Origin of the sequence: Bacillus sp. MYb209 (genome assembly GCF_002975175.1) — a bacterium.
Lineage (GTDB): Bacteria > Bacillota > Bacilli > Bacillales > Bacillaceae_G > Bacillus_A.
In genome coordinates this window covers 1-23,500 of the sequence record NZ_PCNZ01000041.1, presented here as the reverse complement: position 1 = coordinate 23,500, position 23,500 = coordinate 1, and the positions used below count along the sequence as shown (strand labels likewise).

General features: G+C 33.8%; 20 protein-coding genes and 8 pseudogenes. 14 read left to right on the top strand and 14 right to left on the bottom strand.

Annotation, left to right across the window (positions count from 1 at the left end):
• The first annotated feature begins 321 nt into the window (after window positions 1–321).
• On the top strand, window positions 322–510 hold the full coding sequence (locus CQZ94_RS32490; protein ID WP_105588067.1) for a helix-turn-helix domain-containing protein: 189 nt from the start codon (window positions 322–324) through the stop codon (window positions 508–510).
• Between the two features lie 68 nt (window positions 511–578).
• Window positions 579–803: pseudogene (locus tag CQZ94_RS32485) on the top strand (zinc ribbon domain-containing protein); the annotation flags it as partial.
• A gap of 82 nt (window positions 804–885) precedes the next feature.
• Here the strand turns inward: CQZ94_RS32485 and CQZ94_RS27740 are convergent.
• From CQZ94_RS27740 to CQZ94_RS27730, 3 genes and pseudogenes are all read right to left on the bottom strand, one after another.
• Window positions 886–2,076: pseudogene (locus tag CQZ94_RS27740) on the bottom strand (glycosyltransferase family 4 protein).
• 3 nt (window positions 2,077–2,079) lie between these two features.
• Window positions 2,080–3,033, bottom strand: coding sequence for an NAD-dependent epimerase/dehydratase family protein (locus CQZ94_RS27735; protein ID WP_105588066.1), 954 nt, complete (start codon window positions 3,031–3,033; stop codon window positions 2,080–2,082).
• The gene (locus tag CQZ94_RS27730; protein WP_105588065.1) at window positions 3,030–4,319 is read right to left on the bottom strand and encodes a UDP-glucose dehydrogenase family protein; all 1,290 of its coding nucleotides are present in this window, start codon (window positions 4,317–4,319) and stop codon (window positions 3,030–3,032) included. The genes CQZ94_RS27735 and CQZ94_RS27730 overlap by 4 nt, the downstream gene beginning before the upstream one ends.
• Before the next feature lie 225 nt (window positions 4,320–4,544).
• Between CQZ94_RS27730 and CQZ94_RS27720 the strand changes: the two genes are divergently transcribed.
• From CQZ94_RS27720 to CQZ94_RS27705, 3 genes and pseudogenes are all read left to right on the top strand, one after another.
• Entirely contained in the window at window positions 4,545–5,366 is an 822-nt protein-coding gene (locus CQZ94_RS27720) for a UTP--glucose-1-phosphate uridylyltransferase (protein ID WP_105588064.1), read from the top strand.
• Between the two features lie 108 nt (window positions 5,367–5,474).
• Window positions 5,475–5,621, top strand: a pseudogene (locus CQZ94_RS32480) (IS6 family transposase); the annotation flags it as partial.
• A 1,138-nt stretch (window positions 5,622–6,759) separates the two neighbouring features.
• On the top strand, window positions 6,760–7,974 hold the full coding sequence (locus CQZ94_RS27705; protein WP_105588061.1) for a replication initiation protein: 1,215 nt from the start codon (window positions 6,760–6,762) through the stop codon (window positions 7,972–7,974).
• Between the two features lie 17 nt (window positions 7,975–7,991).
• On the opposite strand, the pseudogene CQZ94_RS27700 reads toward CQZ94_RS27705, so the two are convergent.
• A pseudogene (locus CQZ94_RS27700) lies at window positions 7,992–8,193 on the bottom strand (IS4 family transposase); the annotation flags it as partial.
• Between the two features lie 59 nt (window positions 8,194–8,252).
• Window positions 8,253–9,434: pseudogene (locus CQZ94_RS27695) on the bottom strand (IS3 family transposase).
• Window positions 9,435–9,645: 211 nt separating this feature from the next.
• Between CQZ94_RS27695 and CQZ94_RS27690 the strand changes: the two are divergent.
• Window positions 9,646–9,891 (top strand): hypothetical protein, encoded by a 246-nt coding sequence (locus tag CQZ94_RS27690; RefSeq protein WP_105588060.1) that lies wholly within the window; start codon window positions 9,646–9,648, stop codon window positions 9,889–9,891.
• Window positions 9,892–10,448: 557 nt separating this feature from the next.
• Here CQZ94_RS27690 and CQZ94_RS27685 read toward each other — a convergent pair.
• The gene (locus CQZ94_RS27685) at window positions 10,449–10,976 is read right to left on the bottom strand and encodes a DUF3967 domain-containing protein (protein ID WP_105588059.1); all 528 of its coding nucleotides are present in this window, start codon (window positions 10,974–10,976) and stop codon (window positions 10,449–10,451) included.
• A gap of 407 nt (window positions 10,977–11,383) precedes the next feature.
• Window positions 11,384–11,933, bottom strand: a pseudogene (locus CQZ94_RS32035) (DUF3967 domain-containing protein).
• Window positions 11,934–12,311: 378 nt separating this feature from the next.
• Between CQZ94_RS32035 and CQZ94_RS27670 the strand changes: the two are divergent.
• Both CQZ94_RS27670 and CQZ94_RS27665 read left to right on the top strand, forming a co-directional pair.
• The gene (locus tag CQZ94_RS27670; protein WP_105588058.1) at window positions 12,312–13,283 is read left to right on the top strand and encodes an HD domain-containing protein; all 972 of its coding nucleotides are present in this window, start codon (window positions 12,312–12,314) and stop codon (window positions 13,281–13,283) included.
• A 307-nt stretch (window positions 13,284–13,590) separates the two neighbouring features.
• A complete protein-coding gene (locus tag CQZ94_RS27665; protein ID WP_105588057.1) occupies window positions 13,591–13,941 on the top strand; it encodes a DUF3139 domain-containing protein in 351 nt (116 codons plus the stop codon).
• A 47-nt stretch (window positions 13,942–13,988) separates the two neighbouring features.
• Here the strand turns inward: CQZ94_RS27665 and CQZ94_RS27660 are convergent, their stop codons facing one another.
• Window positions 13,989–14,417: a hypothetical protein gene (locus CQZ94_RS27660; protein ID WP_258166065.1), complete on the bottom strand. Its 429-nt coding sequence runs from the start codon at window positions 14,415–14,417 to the stop codon at window positions 13,989–13,991.
• 1,532 nt (window positions 14,418–15,949) lie between these two features.
• Here CQZ94_RS27660 and CQZ94_RS27655 point away from each other — a divergent pair.
• From CQZ94_RS27655 to CQZ94_RS27645, 3 genes are all read left to right on the top strand, one after another.
• Window positions 15,950–16,780, top strand: a complete 831-nt coding sequence (locus CQZ94_RS27655) for a ParA family protein (RefSeq protein ID WP_098168473.1) — start codon at window positions 15,950–15,952, stop codon at window positions 16,778–16,780.
• A 14-nt stretch (window positions 16,781–16,794) separates the two neighbouring features.
• Entirely contained in the window at window positions 16,795–17,196 is a 402-nt protein-coding gene (locus CQZ94_RS27650; RefSeq protein ID WP_105588056.1) for a hypothetical protein, read from the top strand.
• A gap of 76 nt (window positions 17,197–17,272) precedes the next feature.
• Entirely contained in the window at window positions 17,273–18,235 is a 963-nt protein-coding gene (locus CQZ94_RS27645; protein WP_105588055.1) for an endonuclease NucS domain-containing protein, read from the top strand.
• A gap of 100 nt (window positions 18,236–18,335) precedes the next feature.
• On the opposite strand, the gene CQZ94_RS27640 is transcribed toward CQZ94_RS27645, so the two are convergent.
• The 5 genes from CQZ94_RS27640 to CQZ94_RS27620 form a co-directional block, all read right to left on the bottom strand.
• Window positions 18,336–18,935, bottom strand: a complete 600-nt coding sequence (locus CQZ94_RS27640) for a MerR family transcriptional regulator (RefSeq protein WP_105588054.1) — start codon at window positions 18,933–18,935, stop codon at window positions 18,336–18,338.
• 92 nt (window positions 18,936–19,027) lie between these two features.
• On the bottom strand, window positions 19,028–19,435 hold the full coding sequence (locus CQZ94_RS27635; RefSeq protein WP_142395954.1) for a hypothetical protein: 408 nt from the start codon (window positions 19,433–19,435) through the stop codon (window positions 19,028–19,030).
• 97 nt (window positions 19,436–19,532) lie between these two features.
• Window positions 19,533–20,021 carry a hypothetical protein gene (locus CQZ94_RS27630; RefSeq protein WP_105588052.1) on the bottom strand — a complete coding sequence of 163 codons (489 nt, stop codon included), beginning with the start codon at window positions 20,019–20,021 and terminating at the stop codon, window positions 19,533–19,535.
• Window positions 20,022–20,040: 19 nt separating this feature from the next.
• Entirely contained in the window at window positions 20,041–20,616 is a 576-nt protein-coding gene (locus tag CQZ94_RS27625; protein WP_105588068.1) for a replication-relaxation family protein, read from the bottom strand.
• Window positions 20,555–21,853, bottom strand: coding sequence for an FtsK/SpoIIIE domain-containing protein (locus CQZ94_RS27620; protein WP_105588051.1), 1,299 nt, complete (start codon window positions 21,851–21,853; stop codon window positions 20,555–20,557). Before CQZ94_RS27620 ends, CQZ94_RS27625 begins: the two co-directional genes overlap by 62 nt.
• Window positions 21,854–22,152: 299 nt before the next feature.
• Between CQZ94_RS27620 and CQZ94_RS27615 the strand changes: the two genes are divergently transcribed.
• The 3 genes and pseudogenes from CQZ94_RS27615 to CQZ94_RS27605 all read left to right on the top strand — a co-directional run.
• Window positions 22,153–22,374 carry a helix-turn-helix domain-containing protein gene (locus CQZ94_RS27615; protein ID WP_105588050.1) on the top strand — a complete coding sequence of 74 codons (222 nt, stop codon included), beginning with the start codon at window positions 22,153–22,155 and terminating at the stop codon, window positions 22,372–22,374.
• Window positions 22,375–22,536: 162 nt separating this feature from the next.
• The gene (locus CQZ94_RS27610) at window positions 22,537–22,683 is read left to right on the top strand and encodes a hypothetical protein (RefSeq protein ID WP_181149560.1); all 147 of its coding nucleotides are present in this window, start codon (window positions 22,537–22,539) and stop codon (window positions 22,681–22,683) included.
• Between the two features lie 124 nt (window positions 22,684–22,807).
• Window positions 22,808–23,344, top strand: a pseudogene (locus CQZ94_RS27605) (Y-family DNA polymerase); the annotation flags it as partial.
• A 61-nt stretch (window positions 23,345–23,405) separates the two neighbouring features.
• Here CQZ94_RS27605 and CQZ94_RS27600 read toward each other — a convergent pair.
• Window positions 23,406–23,500 (bottom strand): annotated as a pseudogene (locus CQZ94_RS27600) (IS6 family transposase); the annotation flags it as partial.

Genomic DNA, 23,500 nt, shown 5'->3' with positions numbered 1-23,500 from the left:
ACGAAGAAGACGAAGAAGACGAAGAAGACGAAGAAGACGAAGAAGACGAAGAAGACGAAGAAGACGAAGAAAACGAAGAAGACGAAGAAGATGACGATGATGATGATGACGAAGAAGACGAAGAAGATGACGATGATGATGACGAGTAAAATAATGAGCAATAAAAAACGCTTGGTTTCCAAGCGTTTTTTATTCTTCAACATATACATGATAGAAATCCTTCATATATCTCTTGCATCAAATACACGTATTTATCTTTTTCCGACAGAAGACTCCTTCCTCAAAAATGTGAAGGTGTAAAACGTCAAATTTAGGTAGGAGATGAGTGTTGGTAGGCGTAAGCCTACCTTTTTTATTAATACAGGAACCTTACAAAAAAGCGAGATACAATCCATATTAATCAATAAGGCATACAAATTTCGTATTTACCCAAATCAAGAACAAAAAGCCTTAATTGCGAGACTCATTGGTTGTAGTCGTTTTGTATTTAATCGTTTCCCTGTTATATGAAATTATACTTATAAAGAGACAGGAAAAGGATTAACGTATCATTTTTTCTGACGAGCTTACTCAATTAAAAAAGAAAATGGTACGGGAAGCAAGTTGTAGTTGTATCAAAAACGTTTATTTCTAATCAGCTATGTTCGAGTTACATTTATCAAAATAAAGATGTTAAAAATCTAAATCTTCGTGAGTGGGATTGCCTTTCTTGTAGCACACATCACGATAGAGATGTTAACGCAGGACTAAATCTTAGAAACGAAGCTATCCCTCTTTTAACCGTAGGAACTACAGGGATAGCTTACTCAATTAAAATCGTTAGGTTTCCATACTTAGGAATCTCCTACTTCAAACAGCCCTTCGGGACGTTAAATAATGAGTAGTTCAAATTATTTGAATTTTGAGAGGGCGTATAATATTTCTAGCAGGCTGATTAGTGGATTCTGCTACTTGTTTATATACCTGATCTAGTTTTTTTGCTGTATGCTTAAATGTAAAGTTTTCTTCCACAATCTTTCTGCCGTTTTCAGCAATCCATTGTGCAAATTCTCGTTGAGATAACAAAGCGTGGACAAGTCTGGCAAACTCCATTGGATTATTATATTGTTCCACTAAACAGCTGTTATGTTCATCTGTTATAACTTCAGCATTTCCCCCACGGTTTGTTGTAATAATTGGGATTCCAGCAGCCATTGCTTCATAATGAACACGTGCCAATGGTTCGTTCCATTGCGAGCTACATATAAATATATCCCCCATTAGAAATATATTATGAATTTGATCTGCAGGAATAAATTTAGTGAAAATTACGTGTTCTTTAATTGGTTTAGCTGTTTTATATAATCCTCTAATATATTTATTTACTCGGTTATCACTAAACCATTTACCACCAACAATTACAAGCACCGTATCTTTATGTGTTTGAATAATTTTCTTCATAGCGTGAATGAGTAAGTCTGGACCTTTATTTTTGCATAATCGGCCAACAAATAGAATCACTTTTTTATCTTGGATAGCATATTTTGTACGAAATTCATTTCTTATCTTTTGTCCTGTTGGTGTCCAGATGGAGGGAGAGTGTTTTAAATTAACACCAGAGTAGACAATGGAAATCTTATCTTCAGCTTGTGGAAATCTCTCAATCACAGTTTGTTTAATATAGTTACTAACAGTCACAATAGCGGTAACCATTTCAATAATAAGATTGCCTTCACAAATGGATATTTTATGCTCAGCAAACATATCGTTATGAAGACCTAATACAAATTTACTGTGTGGAGAAGCTTGTTTATATAGAGGGATATTTTTAGGACGATTAAAGACATGTATAATATCAAAAGTATTGGTTTGGAGTGTTCTTATAACATGCTGCTCATATTCTTTTTGAGGAAAATACACGTAATTGACATTATCCTGTGTATTTTATTTTGGAAGACTTGGATCTGAAATAGAGAAAATGGTAAGTTCATACTCTTGACTTATATAGGGGGACACCCCATCAATCATCATTTGAATTGCTCCACCTTTAATCGCTGGAGACGGTAATTTTTCTGTACATATATATGCAATTTTCATAAACTAATCTCCTTTGTATAGTTGTTTTACATAATGATATTCTGCCTTCAGTCCGTCGGATAGGGAAACTGTTGGAGAATATTGCAGTAATGTACTAGCCTTAGATATATCTGCCCATGTTTGCTTCGGTTCCCCAGGAACTGATTTTAGAAAGTTTTTGGTTGCTGATTTACCTAATATTTTTTCTAGCATAGAAATGATGTCCAAAATGGATGCTTGTTCTTTTCCACCGATATTGATAACTTCACCTATTATATTTTTTTTTGTTTCTAAAGCGGCCACCGTTCCTCTTATACAGTCATCAATATAGGTAAAATCACGTGTTTGTGTTCCGTCACCAAATATTGTGAGAGGTTTATCTTCTAGCATTTGTTTAATTAATCTGTGAAATGCCATGTCAGGACGTTGCCTTGGCCCATACACTGTGAAATATCTTAAAATAACAATTGGTATGTGAAAATTTTTGTGATAAACATGACATAAGTGTTCACCACTTAATTTTGTAACACCATATGGAGATAGAGGGGTAGGTAATAAATCTTCAGAAACTGTGCCAGATTTTTCACCATATACAGAAGACGTTGATATATGAATAAATTTATCTAACTTTATGTGTTTACAGGCTTCAAGTAACTGCTGTGTAACCATTATATTGTTTGTAACATAAGGCTGAAAATCTTTTCCCCAGCTCGTTCTCACACCAGGTATAGCAGCTAAATGATAAATAACATCTACATCTTGTAATAGTTTGGATAAATCTGTAGTTAAAATATTTTCTCGTATGAATTGAAAACGTGAATTCAATTCGAGAGATTGGATATTGTCTGTTTTTAAAGCGGCTGGAGTAGGACCGATGAAATGATCAATTCCAACTACATGATATGCACTATTTTTAAGTAACGCTTGACACAAATGAGAGCCAATGAAACCAGCGGCTCCTGTTACAAGTATTTTCATAACCGACCCACTCCAATATATTGTAATCCGTATTTTTCTAATTCATCTTTTTCAATGCAATTGCGTCCATCCACGATTGTGCATCCCTTCATAACTTGTTTGACTTGTTTCCAATTAAGTGTTTTAAATTCATTCCATTCCGTAGCGATAATAATGCAATCAGAATTTGTAATTGAAGATTCTAGGTTATCATGCTGTGTAACATTTCTTTTTAAATGTGGAGGGAGAAAAGCTTTTGGGTCATAAGCATGTAAATCATAGCCAAGAGGGATTAACTTTTCAAGAAGTATTACGGCAAGGGAGCTACGAATATCATCAGTATTTGGCTTAAAAGCAATTCCTAAAACCGTTATTTTTTTTGAAGAGGGTTCTTTTATAGCTTTTTGGATTTTTTCAATATAGAGATCTATCTGTGTGGAGTTAATGGATTGTACAGCTTGTAAAATAGGAACTGCTACGTGCCTATCATTTGCTGTATAGATGAGTGAATGTAAATCTTTTGGGAAACATGATCCTCCATACCCCATTCCCGCTTGAAGAAAATGAGGATTAATTCGAAAATCATAACCAATTCCTTTTGCCACTTCAACAACGTCAATGTTATATGCATCACAAATTCGAGAAATTTCATTTATAAAAGATATTTTTGTAGCCAAAAATACATTGGATGTATATTTAATCATCTCTGCTTCATTTAAACCAGTACAAAGGAAAGGAGCACTAATCCCTTTATATATATCCTGCATAATTTTTAACGACTTTGTGTCACCTTTTTGGATACCTATAATAGTTCTATCTGGAATGAGCATATCGCGAACAGCAGAGCCTTCGCGAAGAAATTCAGGATTGGAAACAATATTGAATAGGGCTGATGAAACCCCACATTTAATGAGTGTTTCATATAATTGTTGATTTGTACCTGGTGGAACTGTGCTTTTCGTAATAATAGTTTTATACGATGTTATAGCTGGAACTAATAGATCAATGACGGAGTAGATATAATTTAAATCCGTCTTTCCACTTGATGTAGAAGGAGTTCCTACAGCAATAAAAATAACGGGTGATTGTCGAATAGCATTATCGATATCACAACTGAATTGTAATCGGTTTCTATTTTTGTGAATAAGCTCCTTTAAATCCGGTTCATAAATGGGACATTCCCCCTTTTGGAGAGAATGAATTTTTTCTTGATCCTTATCTACACATATAACATCATGACCTAAATCTGCTAATACTGCTGCTGATGTGATCCCAACATAACCAGAGCCTATAATACATATATCCATATAATAATCACCTTTCTGAACTTAGTACTATAGTACTAGTTGTTACAGTATATTGATGGATAGGTTGGATTGGTGACAAATGAAAGGGCCTATTCATATAAGCAATGAAAGCAATCAGAAGGTGAAGGTAAAGGTAAAAGTAAAAGCCTCTTTTGAATTCGTCATGCGCAGGTAAGGAGGGTACTGAATACTAATATTGTAAAAACTCGAGGGAGTGAGAGATTAGTGATTAAAAAAGCAATCATTCCAGCCGCTGGTTACGGCACAAGGAGCCTTCCAATTACAAAGGTAATTCCAAAAGAAATGTTTCCAATAGGTAATAAACCTGCGATTCATTATATTGTGGAAGAGGCTGTGAAGTCAGGTATTGAGCAAATATTAATTGTACTTTCTAGCAGAAAGGATTTAATAGTTGATTACTTTGATTATTCATTAGAATTGGAGGCTTTTTTAGAAAGAGAAAAAAAAGCCCATCTGTTAAAAGAGCTTACTATCCCTAATGTTCAAATCCATTATATAAGGCAGCCATATGCGAGAGGACTTGGTGAGGCGATAAAATTAGGTGAAACTTTTATTGGTAATGAACCTTTTGCTGTACTTTTGCCAGATGATATTGTAGTTTCGGATAAAGAAACTGCTTTAACTCAGTTAATTAATATTTATAAAGAGAGGAAAAATAGTGTAATAGGCATTCATACGGTACCAGATGAATGTTTAGAGAAGTATGGTATTATTGAAGGAAATATTGTAAAAGAAGATTGTATAAATATCACAAATATTATTGAAAAACCAAAAGTAAATCCTCCATCTAATCTTGCAGTAATTGGTAGATATATTTTCACACCTGATATCTTTCCTTTATTAAAAAATATTCAACCTGGTGTTGGTGGGGAATATCAATTAACAGATGCGATTCATTCTTTAATTATGACTAAAAAAGTATATGGAAAAATGATTGATGGGAAACGATTTGATATCGGACAAGAAGATGAATATATGCAGCTTCTTAATCTTATATATGGACAAAACAGAACGAGTAAGAATTAATTTGTGGAAAAGGATTCAGCCAATATATACTTGAGATCAATAAACGATTCCTGAAGATTTGATGAAACCTATGTAAAAGTTAAGGGTAATTAGGTATATTTATATCGTACCTTTGAGTCAGAAGGGCATACAATCGACTATTATTTAAACAGGTATAGAAATCATATGGATGCAGAGTGTTTCTTCAAAAAAACTTTGCGGTCTTTTCATGTTTCAAAGCCTCGTGTTATCACAGTAGAACAGAATTCAACCTAACCGATTACAATTACAAAAAAGAAAAAAGGTACCCGTAGGCATCTCAATCAAACAAGTAAAATATCTAATTAACATTACGGAACAGATTATTGTTTTATTAAGAAACCGGCTCTTGCCGACATTACCGTCAACGATTCACCCCATCCCGATTAAGCTACTTCACTTCTCTACAAAATGAAACTTTTATGTATTTTTTCACATTCTATTGAAAAAAGCATATATTATATAGGAGACATTCCTTTCTTGCAAAACTCATAAGGCCCTTTTTAGGGCTTTTTTATTGTATGACTTTTTAATCAGGTATATACCTTAATTTATACTGAAATATTTCCAAAGAGTTTTGCAATTAATTGACGTTTACATGTCTATTTAAACTAAATATAACAAATTTGGTTTTATGACGTGGGAATTTTATTTAAAAAATGATAATAAGTATATGCATTCAACACTTTATGTTTTGCTTGTTTTATATGTTAATTGTTTTATATGTTTTATATGTTTATATGTTTTAAGAGCATGAAATGTCTTGATATATAAGGGATTATAACTCTTAATTATAACAAAAGTGGTTCTAAAGATAACAAACTTGGTTGTAACTATAACAAAAATGGTTTTAAAGGTAACAAATTTGGTTGCTGAACTCTAACAAAGATGGTTTTAAAGGTAACAAACTTGGTTGTAATCATAACAAAATGGTTTTAAAGGTAACAAATTTGGTTGCTGAACTCTAGCAAAAATAGTTCTAAAGGTAACAAATTTGGTTGCTGAACTCTAGCAAAAATAGTTCTAGAGGTAACAAATTTGGTTGTTTAACTCTAGCAAAAATAGTTCTAAAGATAATAATTTTAGTTTTAACTATAACAAAAATGATTCTAAAGATAACAAATTTAGTTTTAACCATAACAAAAATGGTTCTACAGATAACAAATTTGTTTATATACTTTACAACTCTAAATATTTTCAATTTTTTACCATTTAAATAATTTTCGGAATAATTTTACATAAAACAAAGGGCTTCTCAACTTTAATAGCGAGAATAGAATTTTCTGAATTTATAAAAAATTAACTATAACAAAGAGAATATATTTGTTATAGTTAATAGAACAGTAGAGGTAAGAAGGAAGGGACGTATGTAGGTATGTCTGAAAATCAAGATTTGCAGATTAAAGAAAATAATATTGTTTCAAAATCAAATACTTTAATTGAAGCAAATTCACGTTTAAATTTAGTAGAACAAAAAATATTACTTTGTTTGGCTAGTAATATTGAACCCAATGATCGGGATTTTAAAACTTACACATTCCCCATCAAACATTTTCATGATCTACTTGGTCTAAATGGATCTACTAAATATTCGGAGTTAAGTAAAATTACAAAGGAATTATTATCAAAAGTAATTGAAATTCGGACGGGGGAAGAGCTGATACAGGTATCCTGGCTTTCTTCAGCAATTTACAACAGAAATAAAGGAACAATTGATATGCGTTTTGATCCATTATTAAAGCCATTTCTATTAGAATTAAGCAGCAAGTTTACAAGCTATAGATTAGCTAATGTTGTTAAATTGAAAAGTACATACGCTATACGTATTTATGAACTACTTAAACAATATGAAGATTTAAAGGAACGTACAATTAGTCTAGAAAATTTAAGGTATTACTTAGATGCAATGGATATATACCCTAACTATGCAAATTTTAAGCAACGTGTATTAAAACCTTCTCAAAAAGAATTGGACCAAAAAACAGATATTTCTTTTGAATTTGAAGAAATTAAATTAGGCAGAAAAGTACAAAAAATTAAATTTCTTATCCGTGGCCAAAAAAAGAAAGATAACAATTTAGTTCATTTTGAAAAAAATTTAGATAAATTTCAACAGCCCAATACATTTGAACAAAAAATTAAAAGTTTTGAAGAACGCTGTAAAGAAAAAGTGTTTCCTAAAGTGTTAAAAAAATGGGAATCTCATAAAGAAATTGTATTAGAAATAATTGAGGATATACGATTTCGTTCAAATATTGATTCTCCAATAGGTTATGTAGAATTCACTCTAAATTCCCGATTAAAAGAACTGCCTAATAAAGAAATATCAACCCAAAGTAGTCAAATTGAGAATAAGTCTCATAATAATAGAGTATTAGAGATTGATAACATTATAGATTTAGTTATCAGTAAATATTCAACATCTACAGGTGCTGTAGCTACATTTTTAGTTAAAGACGCAGCAATTGAGAAACTAGTGAGAGTAGTTACATTAGAAGAAGCTGAAGCCATTTGGATAGAACATGAATCCTTTGTCATGGATAAAATTTATGAATACATTAAAAAGAATAGAAGAAAGAAAAGATACTAGATTTAATATAGAATTGGATCATGTTGTTTTCCTGAATTTGTATGAGTATGTAGGGACTGTCCACTTAATAAGATCATACTCAAGCTGAATTTCCTCCCCGTTGTATGGCTGCATCCACCTGCACCTGGATAAACAGGCGAAAATACATCGGGAAGTTAAACTGCAGTTGAATCTAGGATAACGAATACGCTTGAAAATATAAGTGTATGGAGAAGAGAGTAGCTTAGTTTGAACTGTACCCTATAAAATGGACAGTTTAATAAAAAAGCCCTGAAAAATCAAGCACTTAAAAGGTGGTTCCGATATTCGATCGGAGCCATCTTTTTTAATGTCCACTGATAACGATTATAATTATACTCCTCCATATAATCCTTTATGGTGAGCTCAAGGGATTCAAAGGTTTGACAATCTTTATAATCTAATTCATCTTTCATATGACCAAAAAAGGATTCCATTGGTGCATTGTCTAAACAATTGTCCCTACGGGACATATCGTAAAGAGGAGGAGACATGGTAGGCTAAAATCTTTCGTGTTGTGCTGTCTTTTACACATGATAAATAAGCCTTCTTTCCTTTTCCATAAAATAAATAGGTAATATTCGTTAACATACTTTTTTCAGGCTCTTCTTGATTGAATTGGCGATTTAAAAGGTTCGGACATGTTTTATGTTCTTGTGTTGCTTTTGCGATGTGTTTATAAGGATTCGCTCGGCGAATCTTTGTCACAAGGTTATATTTACGCATAATACGATAAATACGCTTGAGATTCATACAAATTCCTTTTGTCTTTTCCAACACCATTTTGATAGAACGACCACCACATGTTTTCCCTTTTTGATTAAAAATTTCTTGGATCCATTCATAATCTGTTTCATCATTGCGTTCTTTTCCAGCTGTTTATCTGTTTGATGAAGCCACGCATAGTATCCACTCCGACTCACTCCAGCTAGTGTACAAAGGTAACGCACCATACGTGGGAATTGGAATCGACGTATGGTGCGTTCAATCCGTGTGTATGTTTCTCGTGGTGTTAAACGCTTCTTCTGTAACGCCTGCCTTTCGAGTTCGTCTAACTTTTTTAGGAATGTCAATTCCGCTTCTAAAAACGCAATACGTGCTTCCGCTTTCTTTAATTTTTCATCAGAAGAGAGGGATTTTTCCGAAGGGCGTCCCGTGCTTCCTTTCCCACGGCGTTCTGTATAAAAGCCTTCCTCACCAAATTGTTCAAAGGTTCTTCGCCAACGTTTCAAGCATTGTTTTGGCTTTTTCTCACCAATCACAGCTAAGTCAAACCCATTCTCTAAAAGGATTTAGCTAGGGCCTTTTCCTTGTTGATTTTCTTTTACCGCTCTTACTTTGAAATCTGAACAATAGCTAATCGAACGTTCCGACACTTTTAATACATTTTTATTTGTTTCTAGTTGTTTCATTTGAATTTCGTTAAAAATAATTTTACTCATTCTCCGTACCTCATTTCTATCGTTGGTTCCATTATAACGAGGTTTTTTGATAAAAACACACAAAAACCCCGAATCATGGGGCTTTTTTTAAGTGTCCATGATTCGGGGTACAATTCAGCTTTTGGTGATGAGTGGCTTTTTATTTTTATGTGAATATACTACATCAACAATGATAGTTTTTTATTAATATCAATGGAGGGAGAATCCAAATATGTCACCACAAAAATATTTCCCTGATGATTATGTATTAATTCCTGCTAGTGAACCATATTCTCAAAATACTTTTTATAAAATATCTATGGGTCAACAAAAAATTAATGATCGTTTTTATGATGTTGTTAAAATTGAAATGATTTTTAATAAGGAACTGGGACGTGGTGGGAAAATAAATCCTGCATTTCCTTGTGATTCGGATGATTTAAAAATGGTTTTAAAAGAACTTTTAAAATTTCTTTAGTAAGGGGTAGCACCAACATTTTGACGATTTTGTACGCTAAGAACATTCATCCTTGATATAGTTGGCTTTGTAGCGTAACAAAATGGTTTGAAATGAGTAATGTTACAAATTATTTTTGATACACTATTTTGTTATATCAAATTCAAAGAATTAAGAGTTAATGCTTGTCGGAACAGGCAGTGTAACAAAAACGACTATTTCTGTTACACCTTCTAATAATCCTTAGCGTATGAAATTCGCGTTTTGTTGACGATACTCTAACAAATACAAGTTTAAAACAAAGAAGCACTCATTTTGAGTGCTTCTTTGTTTTAAAAGGAAACTATATTTCAAAACTCACCCACTAAAAAAGAATATCTATGCCCATTAGTATTCTTAAAAGGGTAAATTATTAAAAATATGAAATAAGTGAGCGAAACCTATTTCAATATTATAATATATGCTTAGCCAATAACTTTGGTACAAAAAAATTATCATTATCAAAAATTGAAAAAATAATTAATGATAATGTATCCACATACAACATTATTAATTCAAATAACATATTAAATTTAAATTTATTTACCAAACAAACGAATCCAAAATGATTTCTTCTGTTCTAAAGCTACTATTAGGCGCTTGCTATCTTGTATTTCTCTTAATACCTGTATTAATTGAACATCTCCTTGTTCTTCTCTCATTATCCTTTGATTATTGGTTTCTTGTAAAAGTTTACTTTGTTGATCCAATCTTTGAATTAACTCTAAATTAAGTTGTTCTAATCGTTCTATACGTTCCCCTAATGTTTTTATGTGTTCTGAATCTGCGACACTATCCATAACAGCAACAGTTGCTATCCCATTTTCTGTAACACTCGTTATTACTAGATTTATAGCCTGTTCTAGCGTTATGTTTTTCTTGTTCACAGCTTCTACTAACCATTCTATAGTTGCTATATCTTTATGATAAAAAATTCTAGCATTATTATTGTTGCCGCGCTCAAAAAAATACCCAGCTTCCTCCAGGGCAAGGCAATATTTACGCAAAGTACTTGAGCCAATCCCTATGTCCTTGGCTACCTCAGCACCCCCATAAGTTTGAGCCATATTTTATCCTCCCTCTGTTCTAACAAAAAATTGTTAGTTTATATCAAAAAGGACATCTACAATTGTAAATGCCCAAAAACGTGATAAGGAGATAAATGCTAAAAACGTTGTATAAGATATAAACGACTAAACTTATATCTTATACTCCAATGATATGTTTGTCTTTTTCAAAAGGTGCAAACTAAAGAGAGCACTCCCAGTTTAAGTGCTCTCTCGTAAATCATCTAAGGTAAAATGTTAGATAGGACCGTTCACCACTATTACATAAAATTCAACCCCCAACTATGCCTAAAACAACCTGTAAAGATGTGTTGGAAAATTAACCTAACAATATCGTATTGCGAATCGAACAATTAGATATTACTTTAGAAAAATAAAAATAAATGAGTTAATCAAATTTCAAAAGATTATTTCCAACACTCATACCATTTTTTATCTTTACTTGCTGCAATCATCTTCTTAACTTCCTGGACTTCTCTTATTGTTTGCATAAGCATTTCATCACGGCCTTGGTTATTCGCCATGTCTTCGCTAGAATTCGTCGCTATAAGTGCCTGGGATTCCTGTATCGCTGGTCTTGCTCAGTTAGTCGTTTGGTTAATTCCTGAAACAGCTCATTTTGTTTTTCAATGACTCCTTTTTGATCTTGAATCATCATCTGTAGCGTTGAAATCCGGTTCTTCATAGCGCTCAACTTCATGTCGATCCAATGGCAACACCTCGATGCCATGATACAATTTGCTTTATGGCATTTTCTAGTTTCATATCTGTATCATTCTTTAGGTTTATAGCCTTACGAAATACCATTACATCACTTTCTCTATACTTCCTATGCCCACGCTCGTTTTTTATGAAGGTGTAACCCTCTTTTTCTAACACGTCTGCATACTTACGTAACGTAGATGACTGAATACCTAATTGCTCCGCCACCTCACTAGGACTATAAAACGTCTTCATAGCGTTTCACCTCAAAAATATATTCGCTATAGCAATGATATACCCTTTTCCCTAATAATTCACGTATCACTTGTTTTCATTTATACAAGATTTTATACAAATTTTTGTACTAATACAGGACATTGGTAAAACCGAAAAAACCTAATATCTCAACAATGTATAAAATCATGCATAGAATAATAGAAAGAGAAAGAGAAAAAGAACAAACCCAATTGCATCAATGGATTTCGCTTTTAATTTGCTACCGATAATGATTTATTATGTAAATTAACTTTGTATATCTTATTCATTTTGAATTGGTGATAAAATGAATCGTAGTAATTTATTTGAAATAATGGTAACGGTTGTTTAGGCATAAAAGGAAGGGACTGAGATGTTATGAGAATTCAAGATTCTATTTATGGAGATTTTGTTTTAGAACCAGTTCTTGCAGAATTGATCTATACTAAATCCATTCAAAGGCTTAAAAATATTCATCAAGGTGGAGCAAGCTATTTAGTAAATTCAAAATGGAATGTAACTAGGTTTGATCATTCTGTTGGTGTAATGTTGTTAATTAAAAAGTTAGGTGGCTCTATAGAAGAACAAATAGCAGGATTATTGCATGATATTTCGCATACAGCTTTTTCTCATGTAATAGACTTTGTTCTAGATAATGCAGAGCAAAATTATCATGAACAAATATTTGAGGAAATTCTTATGTCATCTGAAATTCCTTCTGTTTTAAAGGAGCATGGGATTAAACTTGAATCTATATTACCGATAGAAAGATGGTCTTTATTAGAACAGCCACTCCCTGTGCTTTGTGCAGACCGCATAGATTCTACACTTCGTGATTTAGCTACGTATAATATGATTTCTTTAGACAAAGTTTCTTATTTTGTAGATACCTTAAGAATCATTGATCAAAAAATATGTGTTGAGTCTATTGATGCAGCAGAATGGTTTGTAGAAACTTATTATACTGAAGTGATTGACTTTTTTTTGCATCCATTAAACGTATATGGATATGCTACGCTAACAGATATATTAAAAATAGCACTGAACAAACAAATCCTTCAGTTGAATGATTTATTATTAGATGATTTTACTGTATGGAAGAAGTTGCTTAATAGTCATGATGATGAAGTTTTAAATAGAATAAGGAATCTTGATAAGAAAGTGATAAGCGATGAAGATGATTATGATATACATCAAAAGAAAAAGGTCCGAATCATTGATCCTTTAGTTCTTGTAGCGAATAGTCAGCTTAAGAAGGCTACAGAACTTTCTAACAAAGTAGTAGAATTAAACCAAAAAGCTTTGGAAAGATCATTGAAAGGAACATTTGTTAAAGTTCTAGATGCTTAGGAAGAAAATAACTACTGATAACGATAATTATGTAAATGAGCTGTCCATATGGGCAGCTTATTTTATTTTTTGCTTAGCGTGGTTTTTTTCCGAAATGCTGGCGATACTCCTCAATGAACAATATAACTTAACATGGTAAAATAATATTTGGATGGGAGTCCAATACATATTATTAAAATTAAAGTGGTTATCAAGTCGGAGGAAGGCACCTTAGAGTGTCTTTTCTTTATTCCTAAATCTATATTTTATAGTACAATTCCTGTATTCTTATATAAAGAATAAATTAAAATAAGGAGGATACTTATACATGAAAAAAGGAGCTCTTATAATTACATATTTATTACTTATAATCAGTTTATTTATTATCGGAAAAGGTATAATAGATCGTTATTTTATTACAGGTGATCCGAAATTAAGAGAAGAAGCTATTATAGGTATTATGTGGAATCTAGAAGAAAAAGGTTATACGAAGTCAGATGTTCTAGAAATTAAATCTTCTTATAATAATAAGATAGATCAATATGGAGCACATGTTAAATTTAAAGATGAACCAAACATATGGTACGAATACGTACGTTGGGATAATCCTCATACAGGTAAGGTTGAATTTGGGCAAGGTGATAATGGCGAGCGAGGAAAACATACCGAATTAAAATAATATGTATTTAATTAAATCGGAGGAAGGCACCTTAGGGTGTCTTTTCTTTATGAAAAATCCCCACACATTAAAGTAAACGATAGCCAAGCTCCTTGATCAAAATTCTTCTCAGCTTCCTCGTAAAATGAACCTAAATCGCGCTTTAAGCCGTCTTTGATTACCCAATGGAATAATAACGAATAATCTCTTATTCCATTATAATGAATCACTACCGATATCTCTTCAAAATCGTGAAGAACAGATCTATCTGTCTCTACAATAACTATATCAGTATTTAAATCATCTCTAGTTCCTGAAAAAACTAAATCCCCTCTATATTCTACAGAAAAGTATTCCACTGAAAAAGCTGGTAAGATCGGTATCCTTAAATACCATAAAAAAGGATTGTTTCTATATACCAAATCATCAAAATTAAAACTAGGATTATCTGAACATTTAACATAATCAGGAGTAACTTTAAAAAGCATAGATTTCATACTATATTCAACACCTCCGCTAAAATTTCACGTACTATATCTGACGTGTAAAACCAGATTCCGCAATAAGACCTATTCTAACCATTCTTCCCCTTATCCTCTAACCAAGTAAGTAGTAATTCCCTTATTTATTCCTCTATCTTAGTGAGTAATTCCTCAAGGTCTTATACAATCTCAAATTTTTCATCTTTTCTTCGTATTTATCCTTGACTGAAGGTTTTAAGGGTTTTTATCATGCCGAAGCGAAGTTAGGAAAATGGCTGGTTGGCAAATTTATCCCCTATGCTGAAAGACTACAAAAAAAGTAATCGATCAGAATAGAATGGATAAGCGTCTTCGGTTCATGCCATGCCTTGCTCAGTCAGTGTTCCGTATGTATAGACCCTGTTCACTCAGCGATCTTCATCGCATACATCCTTTTTCTATGGCTTGTCCTTGTAATATCGTCCCTACACGACAAACTGAATGTACTCCCTAGCACCGTAATGCTAACGATAACCACCCGAACCTTTTAGAGAATCGTCCCTAGGCAAGTTCTCGCCCACCCTCACCAAAAGAACAGGATTCCAGTGAGGGGTGCTGTTTTTGTAGGCGTATACTCTGTACCCCCTGCACGACCAACAGCTAGCCACGCCGTAACACGTTCCCGCTAAATGTATGGCAGCACGGAATTACGGCTTATCAGTTTTTATTAACGTGGTATCAGGCAATTCCACGCGAACAAAAAACAAAAAAGGCATCTCAATTCCTAAATGGCCTGTACATTCACAAGACTTCTAGGTTTAGAGATGCCCGGTATATATCTTTAGACTACAAAATAATCAAATCTAGTATTTACTAGTTGAATTTTAGCCCAATCACAGATAAAATGGGTATATCAAAGAAGCCTCGGAGAAAGGCATAATTGTTTAAGGATAGTGGTGGTACACTACTTAAACCGAAGTCCTGCTTGGTTACAGGTTATATCTAGTAAGTGTTGGTAGCAATTACTAGAACTGAGTCATTCCCGCTAAAGGTTGGTAGCCGTTAGCATATGGGAGTGGCTTTTTTATTTTCTGTTCATATTCAATTGTTTTGCTCGATCTATTTATGTAGATTTGATTTATCAAATTATGTTTTGTTTTGTAGAATGATACTTGTTGTGTATTACGTTACAACAAGCTTTTTTGTTTGTAAACACAGAAATGACAACTTAAAACTACGTAAAAGTGTAAATGTAGAACTACGCAAAAGTGTAAAATTCTACTTTTCTACTTATATTCAAATTAAATTATAATTCTACTAACTTACGCTTAAACATAAATGCAGAAATATCAGCATGCAACGCCATCCAATCTATAAAATACGTAATAGTAGAAATGTAGAAAAGTATACTGAAAAATCTTACGCTAACGTATACTTTTCTACTCTTTCGATAAATCCGTTTAAAAAACATAAACTTTCCTTAGGTATACTGTTGCGAATATTGTATATAGGTGTTACATTTTACTCAAAGGTATACTTATTCGGAGTTTTATAGAGGAGTGTCGAAAATGACTAGACAAGCAACTACATACGTAATCGGTAACTTTAAAGGCGGAGTTGGAAAAACAAAAACAGCAACAATGTTAGCTTATGAAGCAGCTACTGTATTTAATGAGAAATGTCTTTTAGTGGATATGGATCCTCAGGGTAACGCTACAAGAGTCCTTGCTAAAACAGGTGACATTGAACAAATCGATAAGTCCATTACGGATGCATTTGTAAATCAAAATTTAGAGAATGAGATTATCCCAGTAATGGAGAATTTGGACATTGTTCCATCTAATACTTCATTTAGAAAACTATCAAAAATTTTATTTGATATGTTCCCTGAAGATGAACTTGCTCAAATTACATGTTTAAAAAAGTTACTAGAACCATTAAAAGATAAATATGATCGTATTTACATTGATGTACCACCAACAATCAGTGACTACTCAGATAACGCTATGATAGCAGCTGATTATTGTATCATCGTTCTACAAACACAAGAACTGTCTTTAGAAGGTGCTCAAACATATATCGCTTATATGCAGTTCCTAGCAGAAACATATGACGCCGATCTACAAGTTTTAGGAATTATCCCGATGATGTTGCATCAAGGGAAACGAGTGGATAACAAAGTATTACAACAAGCTCAAGAAATGTACGGTGGAAACGTTCTAGATACAATTGTGAGATATCAAGAGCGTCTAAAAGTGTACGATATTGAAGGAATTCATAAAAATGTTAACGTTAACGGAAATGTTGACATGTGGGATGAAAAAGCTCATCAACTATTCATCGATGTTCTCAGCGAGCTTAATGAACACGAAAACTACTTTGCTACTGTTAATGCCTAAGGAGGAGGTTCATAATGTCTAAAGCACCATTTCAGCCTATAGTCACAAAACCTGGAAACACTTTAAATGACAAAGGTGTACAGATAAAAGGAACTAACGATTTCGGCCGTAATAGCGAGCCCGTTAAGAAGCAAGTTATTAAACCTATCATCAATAAAGCTAAAGTAACTGCTCCTGAGAAGCCAGATCAACGTTTAGTTCCATCTAAAACGGCTAAAATTTCACCTGCTGTTTTGCTAAAGCTAAATACTCTTAAACCATTTATAAAAGAACAAGAAAGTATGGATAAGGCATCGATTAACAGCATCATCGAAATGCTTCTTGAAAGCTATGTAAATACTAAACTAACAACTCGACAATCTGAAGGATATAAAGGGATATATAAGCACCTTTATGAGATGTTAGATAAACAATAAAAAACGATACAATTTTATCTTGTCTTCACAGTGATTCTTAGCATTTTCCATCCTAATATTATTGGAGATGAATTTCATGGGGAAAATTACGAAAAATGGCGATAATATAATTGATTTCGATTTGTTTGCAGAAAAGTATGGTTGCATAAAAGTTGAATTTAAGCAGAAAGAAGGAGAAAGGTACTACTTATATGCTTTTCGTAATGATTTATCTGAGTGGGATTTTGATAAGGGTGAATTAATTTTAGTTACCCACAATGAAGGTAAAGTTAAAGAAATCACCTCAAAAGTGCTAACTTTATATGTAGGGGAATTCTTTTGTAAAGAGTGTTTTAGAAAAAAAGATATTGAAAAATTATCTAAGAAAGATAATACGAAATATTGGTGTCATAATTTTTGGAGCAAAACCCCGAATCGTACTAAAAAATTACTACAAGATGAAATTTTATATTCAATAGATGGTATGGATTGGTCTATGGTAAAAAATATAACTAATGATAAACCTTTTGTTTTCTTTGGAATATGTTCAGATTCTTGCATGACTCGTGAAGAATTCAAAAATAATGATGTAATACAAGAAAAGATAAAGTTGATAGACGATATCTGGGAAGAACTAATAACAGAGGAATTAATGAATGGCCCTGAAAGTTTATTAGAAGATATATTATGCGACCATATATTCATCATTGAAGAAGGTATGTCTTTTATCGAAAGACAATATAGAGTTGAAAATGGAATTATTGACATTATAGCAAAGGATGAAAATGGCACTAAGTGTATTATTGAATTGAAGACGGTTGAAGATGATAAAAGTTTAGTGTGGCAATCTGCTTATTATCCATCTTGCTTTAATGAAGATGTGCGTATGATTACAATTGCCCCCAATTATTCAAATAGAATATATAACGCTCTTAAAAATATAAATAATGTTGAAATGAAAGTTTTTGGTAAATCTTCAAACGGAAAGTTGGATATAAAAGATTTTGATGGCGGGGAGCCTACTTTGGGAATAACAGAGGAATCGCCAATTATCGTGTGAATGATTAAGCCCTACATATGTAGGGCTTAATCATTCACACTCTTAAGTAGAAAAGTAGAAAAGTAGTATTTTCTACTTTTTCGTAGTTTGTTACAAATCCTTACCAGAACCTCCACCACTGCTTTTTCTTCTCTTTCTCTTTCGCTGCCGCAACCTCATCCCGAAATTCCTGCATCATTCTCTTCGTTTCCTGCATCTCACGTAGTGTTTTCATGAGATTCTCATCTCGCGCTTCCAATCGCTTTTCAACTCGTTCATTGTGCTGATCTATACTTGCTTTGATTTCCTCGTTGCTTTGCTTTGCTTGCTCACTCAATCGCTTCTCCATCATTAACATACTCTGATTCATTTCTTGCGCCATAACGCTGTATTGTTGTTGGAGTTGCTGTTGAATGTGGAATGGTATTAAATCTCTTTCTTGAGGTTCTTCATCATTAATCAAATCTGGATTGATACTTTCCAACTTCTGTGCAATCATCTTCGCTGCTTTTTCTAACGTCATACCGTCATGCTTACTGAGTTCAATTAATTTCTCAATAACCATAACGTCACTGTCTGTGTATTGGCGTCTACCACGATTGTCCTTTTTTACGACGAATTTCTCGCGCTGCAATACTTCCATGTACTTTCTAAGGGTGCTATCGGATATTCCTAGCCTTTTGTATACTTCACTAGCGGAATAAACAATCTCATCCGTCATAGCGTCACAACACCTCCTTGTAACATTATTCCATGAGGTTTTGTTAATTCCTGCAAAGAAAAAAGCCCTTCATATAAAGGGATTTTTAGTATTTATTGTTTAACTGTAAAGAAGCCAAGAGCCATCGGGGCGTCGCCACCAGCCTTATGATAACCTGTTATTCTTACGTCATATTTGTTACGATCTGCACTAAGAGTAATAAATTCAGCATCTCCAGTCATTGGAACATTATTAACTGTGTCCCACGCGGAACAACATCCAGACACAATCCCGTCTCCATGTACATTTCTAATTAAAAGCCTAGTTATTTGAAAGCGTGGAATTATCTTCACATAAACCCATGCCCATTTATAATAATCAGTTTCTCCATAGATTACATAGTAATCTCCATTGGGATGACTCCCTAATTGAACGTCCTTGAAATCAATTTCTATATCTGTAGGAGGGATGCTTTGCACTTGAGGAACATTAGGAACATTTGGCCAGCCAAATATAGTCATTGCATTTTCAAGTCTTTCAATTCTTGCATTGATATCCATTATTTTAAATATTCCATTCCTCTTTATATAACACTATAACACTATATATATTTATTCATCATATAGCCTTTGCAATTTCAACTAACAACCTCATAAACAGCGGAATCATTTGTACCACTATATAACCAATTCCCGCTCTTGAAATAAGGGAGAATCCCCGTTCCTGGCTACCGACCATAATGAATAGTCCGCCGCATAACGCTACAACGGATGCTATTGGATAGGATACTGCTTTTATCAGGAAGATAACCGGTTCAAATGCATTTACAATACGATTATATAATTGACCATCTATATAGTTTTTAATGGCTCCATCGCTTGATTGTGTATCTTTAAATACTTCGTTCACATCTGGATTATATCCATCAGCAAAAGCATGCGGAATATCTATAATGTTACCGAATATAATAGCACTACCGATCACAATGCTAATGCGTGCCGCCACGGGTGCGTATTTTTTTGTTTGCTTTTTGAACAAGCTCCACTTTTTCTTTGCCCCATAGTTACCATCCATAAAATCTTTGATGCTCATAGTCTCAGTTGCCATATGGACCATCCCCTTAGTTTTAATGGAAATCAGTAACCGTAAATATGTTGCAATCCAAGCCTTCACAAAGATTTTGCAGGTTCTTCCTGCGGTATTCTGTCGTTGTGTACCAAATAAATTTAGGTGGTTTTTCAAACACATTGCATTCCATCAACTTACGATACTTCTGCATTTTCACACGATTCGCACTCATCTTCTGTTCATGGTCCACCTCTACGATGTGGTAACGGCCGTTATCAGTGAATAACGCATCTGCAATTATAGAAACAATACCTTTCACATTCATCTTTACTTCTTGTTTCCACGTTTTCGGGCATTTATAAGCAATGTAAATATCATTCCTCATAATGTAGTGACGGAATTGATTCGAACGTTTGAGAACCTTCTTGCTACCAATGCGTTCACGACCTTCTTTATTGAGATAATAAATTTTTTCGCCAAAGCGAAAGCTAGATACATATTCTTCAAGATTTTTCATTACACGAGAAGCATTTCTATCCCCACCTAAATCATGAAGTACTTGTATTTGCTTTCTAGTCAAGAATCCCAATTTCCTCAAACTCCAAAGTATGCTTTCTATCCGTTGTTCCTTCATGGCTAGTTTTTGCATCTTCATGCTCCTTTCTCGCTCTTATGTTGATATGTGGCTTTATGATGTTATCAATCTGCTTATTATCGATATAAACAGTCTGTAAGACCTTCTTCTCATTTGTTTGGTATATAGCCCTTCCCTTTATGTTGGGAAGACTCTCTGCGCCGCCTTCATCCAATACAGCACGGCTTCCTGCTTCCGTTTGTAATCTAAAACAAACACGAGCACCGATGTTTTGACGTAACTGTGATGGCAAAGCTTCGTTAGTGGGATATTGAGTGGCATATACTAAGCGGAATCCTGCTGCCCTGCCACGTCTTCCCATATCGACGATAATGTCTTTGCACTCCTGATATGGCGTCATGTCGGCTGCTTCATCTACAATTACAAAGTACCTCGTGGGATCCCCGGCTTCTTTTATATCTTCGTATCCTTTTTCTAGTAAGTATTCGTTTCTATCATTCAGTTTAGTTTGCAAATCTCTTAGAGTCTCAAGGGCTTCCTCTGGGTTCTTCGCAATTGATTCGACTTGATTTAGGAATCGGTACCGGTTAAAAGATAGACCACCCTTCAAATCGATAAGGAATAGCTTTGTATTCTCCGACTGATTGCGTACGAGGGATGTGATTATAAGTTTTAGTACATTCGATTTCCCCATATCCGTCATGCCGGCAGAGATCATATGGGAAATTGCATCGAAATCATGTTTTACTAATCCGTCCCTGGTAAATCCGATAGGAACCTCCCAACCTCTGCATCGCTTCATCATGTCCTCTTCAAACTTCACAAAAGTAGGGATTCCCTTCTCATAAACTCGTATTTTTAACAATCCGTCATAAGACAGCTCTATTTCCTTCCTAACGCATTTTTTCTTGTTAATGATGTTTCGTATCTGTTTTAAGATATCTTTTTGCAGGCGGAGAGTTTTGAAGTCTGATAGCTTGAAATCATAAACTTTGCTCTTGTGATTTAATCCGTCCTCTAAATGTTGCATCTTTTGTTCGAAGTCGGAGAAACTAAGACCAAGAGGAATCCTATATGCATACTCGACTCCCCAATCATTTCTCGTCTTACGAAGCAGCTGTATGGTCCTGGTATCTTTACCCTCTTTCACTTTTAATCCGCAGTTAGCGCAGATTCTTTGAATCTTAGAAGCATCATTAGTCGCTCCTTTTTGATGCATTTTCGCGAAAAGAATTACACCACCCACTGCTGCTGAACTTACTAACTCAAATATCAAAGTCAAACACCACCTCTTTTTGTGTATTCTGCAAGAATAGTCCCTGAAGATTAGAAGAGAGAATAATAGCTATGAGTCATTGAAAATAGTAACCTCACGATGTCTGAAGTATCGTTCTGTGAAAGAATTCTATTTGGAATAAGTGAAACGAAGTTTTAAAAGGCTATCAATTTGGAACGGTGAATCGTAATTTGTTTGGTATGGTAAAAGGTATTGCGTATTGTTTGGTCTTTATGTCAGTTTTTTTCTCATGTCTAAAAAAATGACGGAAAGGGCAAGCTATTCATGAGGTGGTAAAGGTGTTTGGATTAGGGAAAAAACGTAGTAAGTTCGGTCGTTGGTTAGACAACCAAGGGATTACACAAGGGGAATTAGAAAAGGCGGCTAAGTTGAGCAGAGGCACTATTTCGAAAGTGTGTAACGATAAAGAATACGCACCTAAATTTTCGACTATATCCCAAATAACAAGGGGATTAAAGAAGTTAGGGAAAAACATAAAAGAAAATGATTTTTGGATGTAGCTTCGTTCGTTAGAATGGGGCTTCCTTTATTTTCATTCACTTGAACTAAAAAATAATTTTTAAATACATATAAATTGTATGGAATATTAAAAAAGGAGGGATAAAATGAATCCTTATTATTGTTCTACAGGAATTTACAATTCAGTTTCACCCAGAGATTTTATGAGTCATGGTAGTGGTTCGAGTGGATTTTTACCACCACAGCAATTTTATACGGGAGGTTGGACTACAGGTGGTGGATTTCCCTACGGAGGATGGGCTTCAGGCGGATATTATCCACAATATAGCGGATGGTCAATTAATGGGTAATAACTTAGTAATAATCAGCTCAAAAAATCGGGCTGATTTTTTTTTTTACAAAAAACCTTTATAAAAGAACGTACATTTGTATATAATAAGAACTGATGTTCTGTTATTTAAGGGGGAAATGACAGTGTATGACTACTCAATATTGCCGAATCGAATTGTTTTATGTGTAGATCTTCGTAGCTTTTATGCCTCAGTCAGTTGCATCAAGATGGGATTAGATCCGCTTCACACCAAGTTAGCTGTAGTTGGTGATGTTAATCGGAATGTTTCAATTGTTTTGGCTGCAACTCCACCATTAAAAGCATTAGGTGTTAAGAAAATGGCGCGCCTATATGAAATACCACGTCGCAATGACATCATTGTTGTGAATCCCATCATGAGTACTTACATTAAGTGCTCTAATTACATAACAAAATTAGCTCTACAATACGTTCCTATTGAAGATTTCCACCAATATTCCATCGATGAATTCTTCATGGATATTACGGATAGTATCCATTTATTCGCTCAAAATCCATACGAATTCGCTTTGCAATTCAAACGTGAAATATATGACCACACACGGATTGAATGTACCATCGGCATTGCTCCTAACCCATTAATGAGTAAGGTAGCACTAGACATTGAAGCTAAGAAGAACAAAGACGGGATTGCTTTTTGGGGTTCTGGTGCAAAAAGATGATAAATAAAAAAGAATCAAGGATTCCTAACGGAATCACCTGTTAAGCAGTTAATCCAAACAGCTGGTTGATAAAAACATTCTGATTTTGGACAGACTGGTCCTGCAAATCAATTTGTTCTTTTTTGACCATATGCA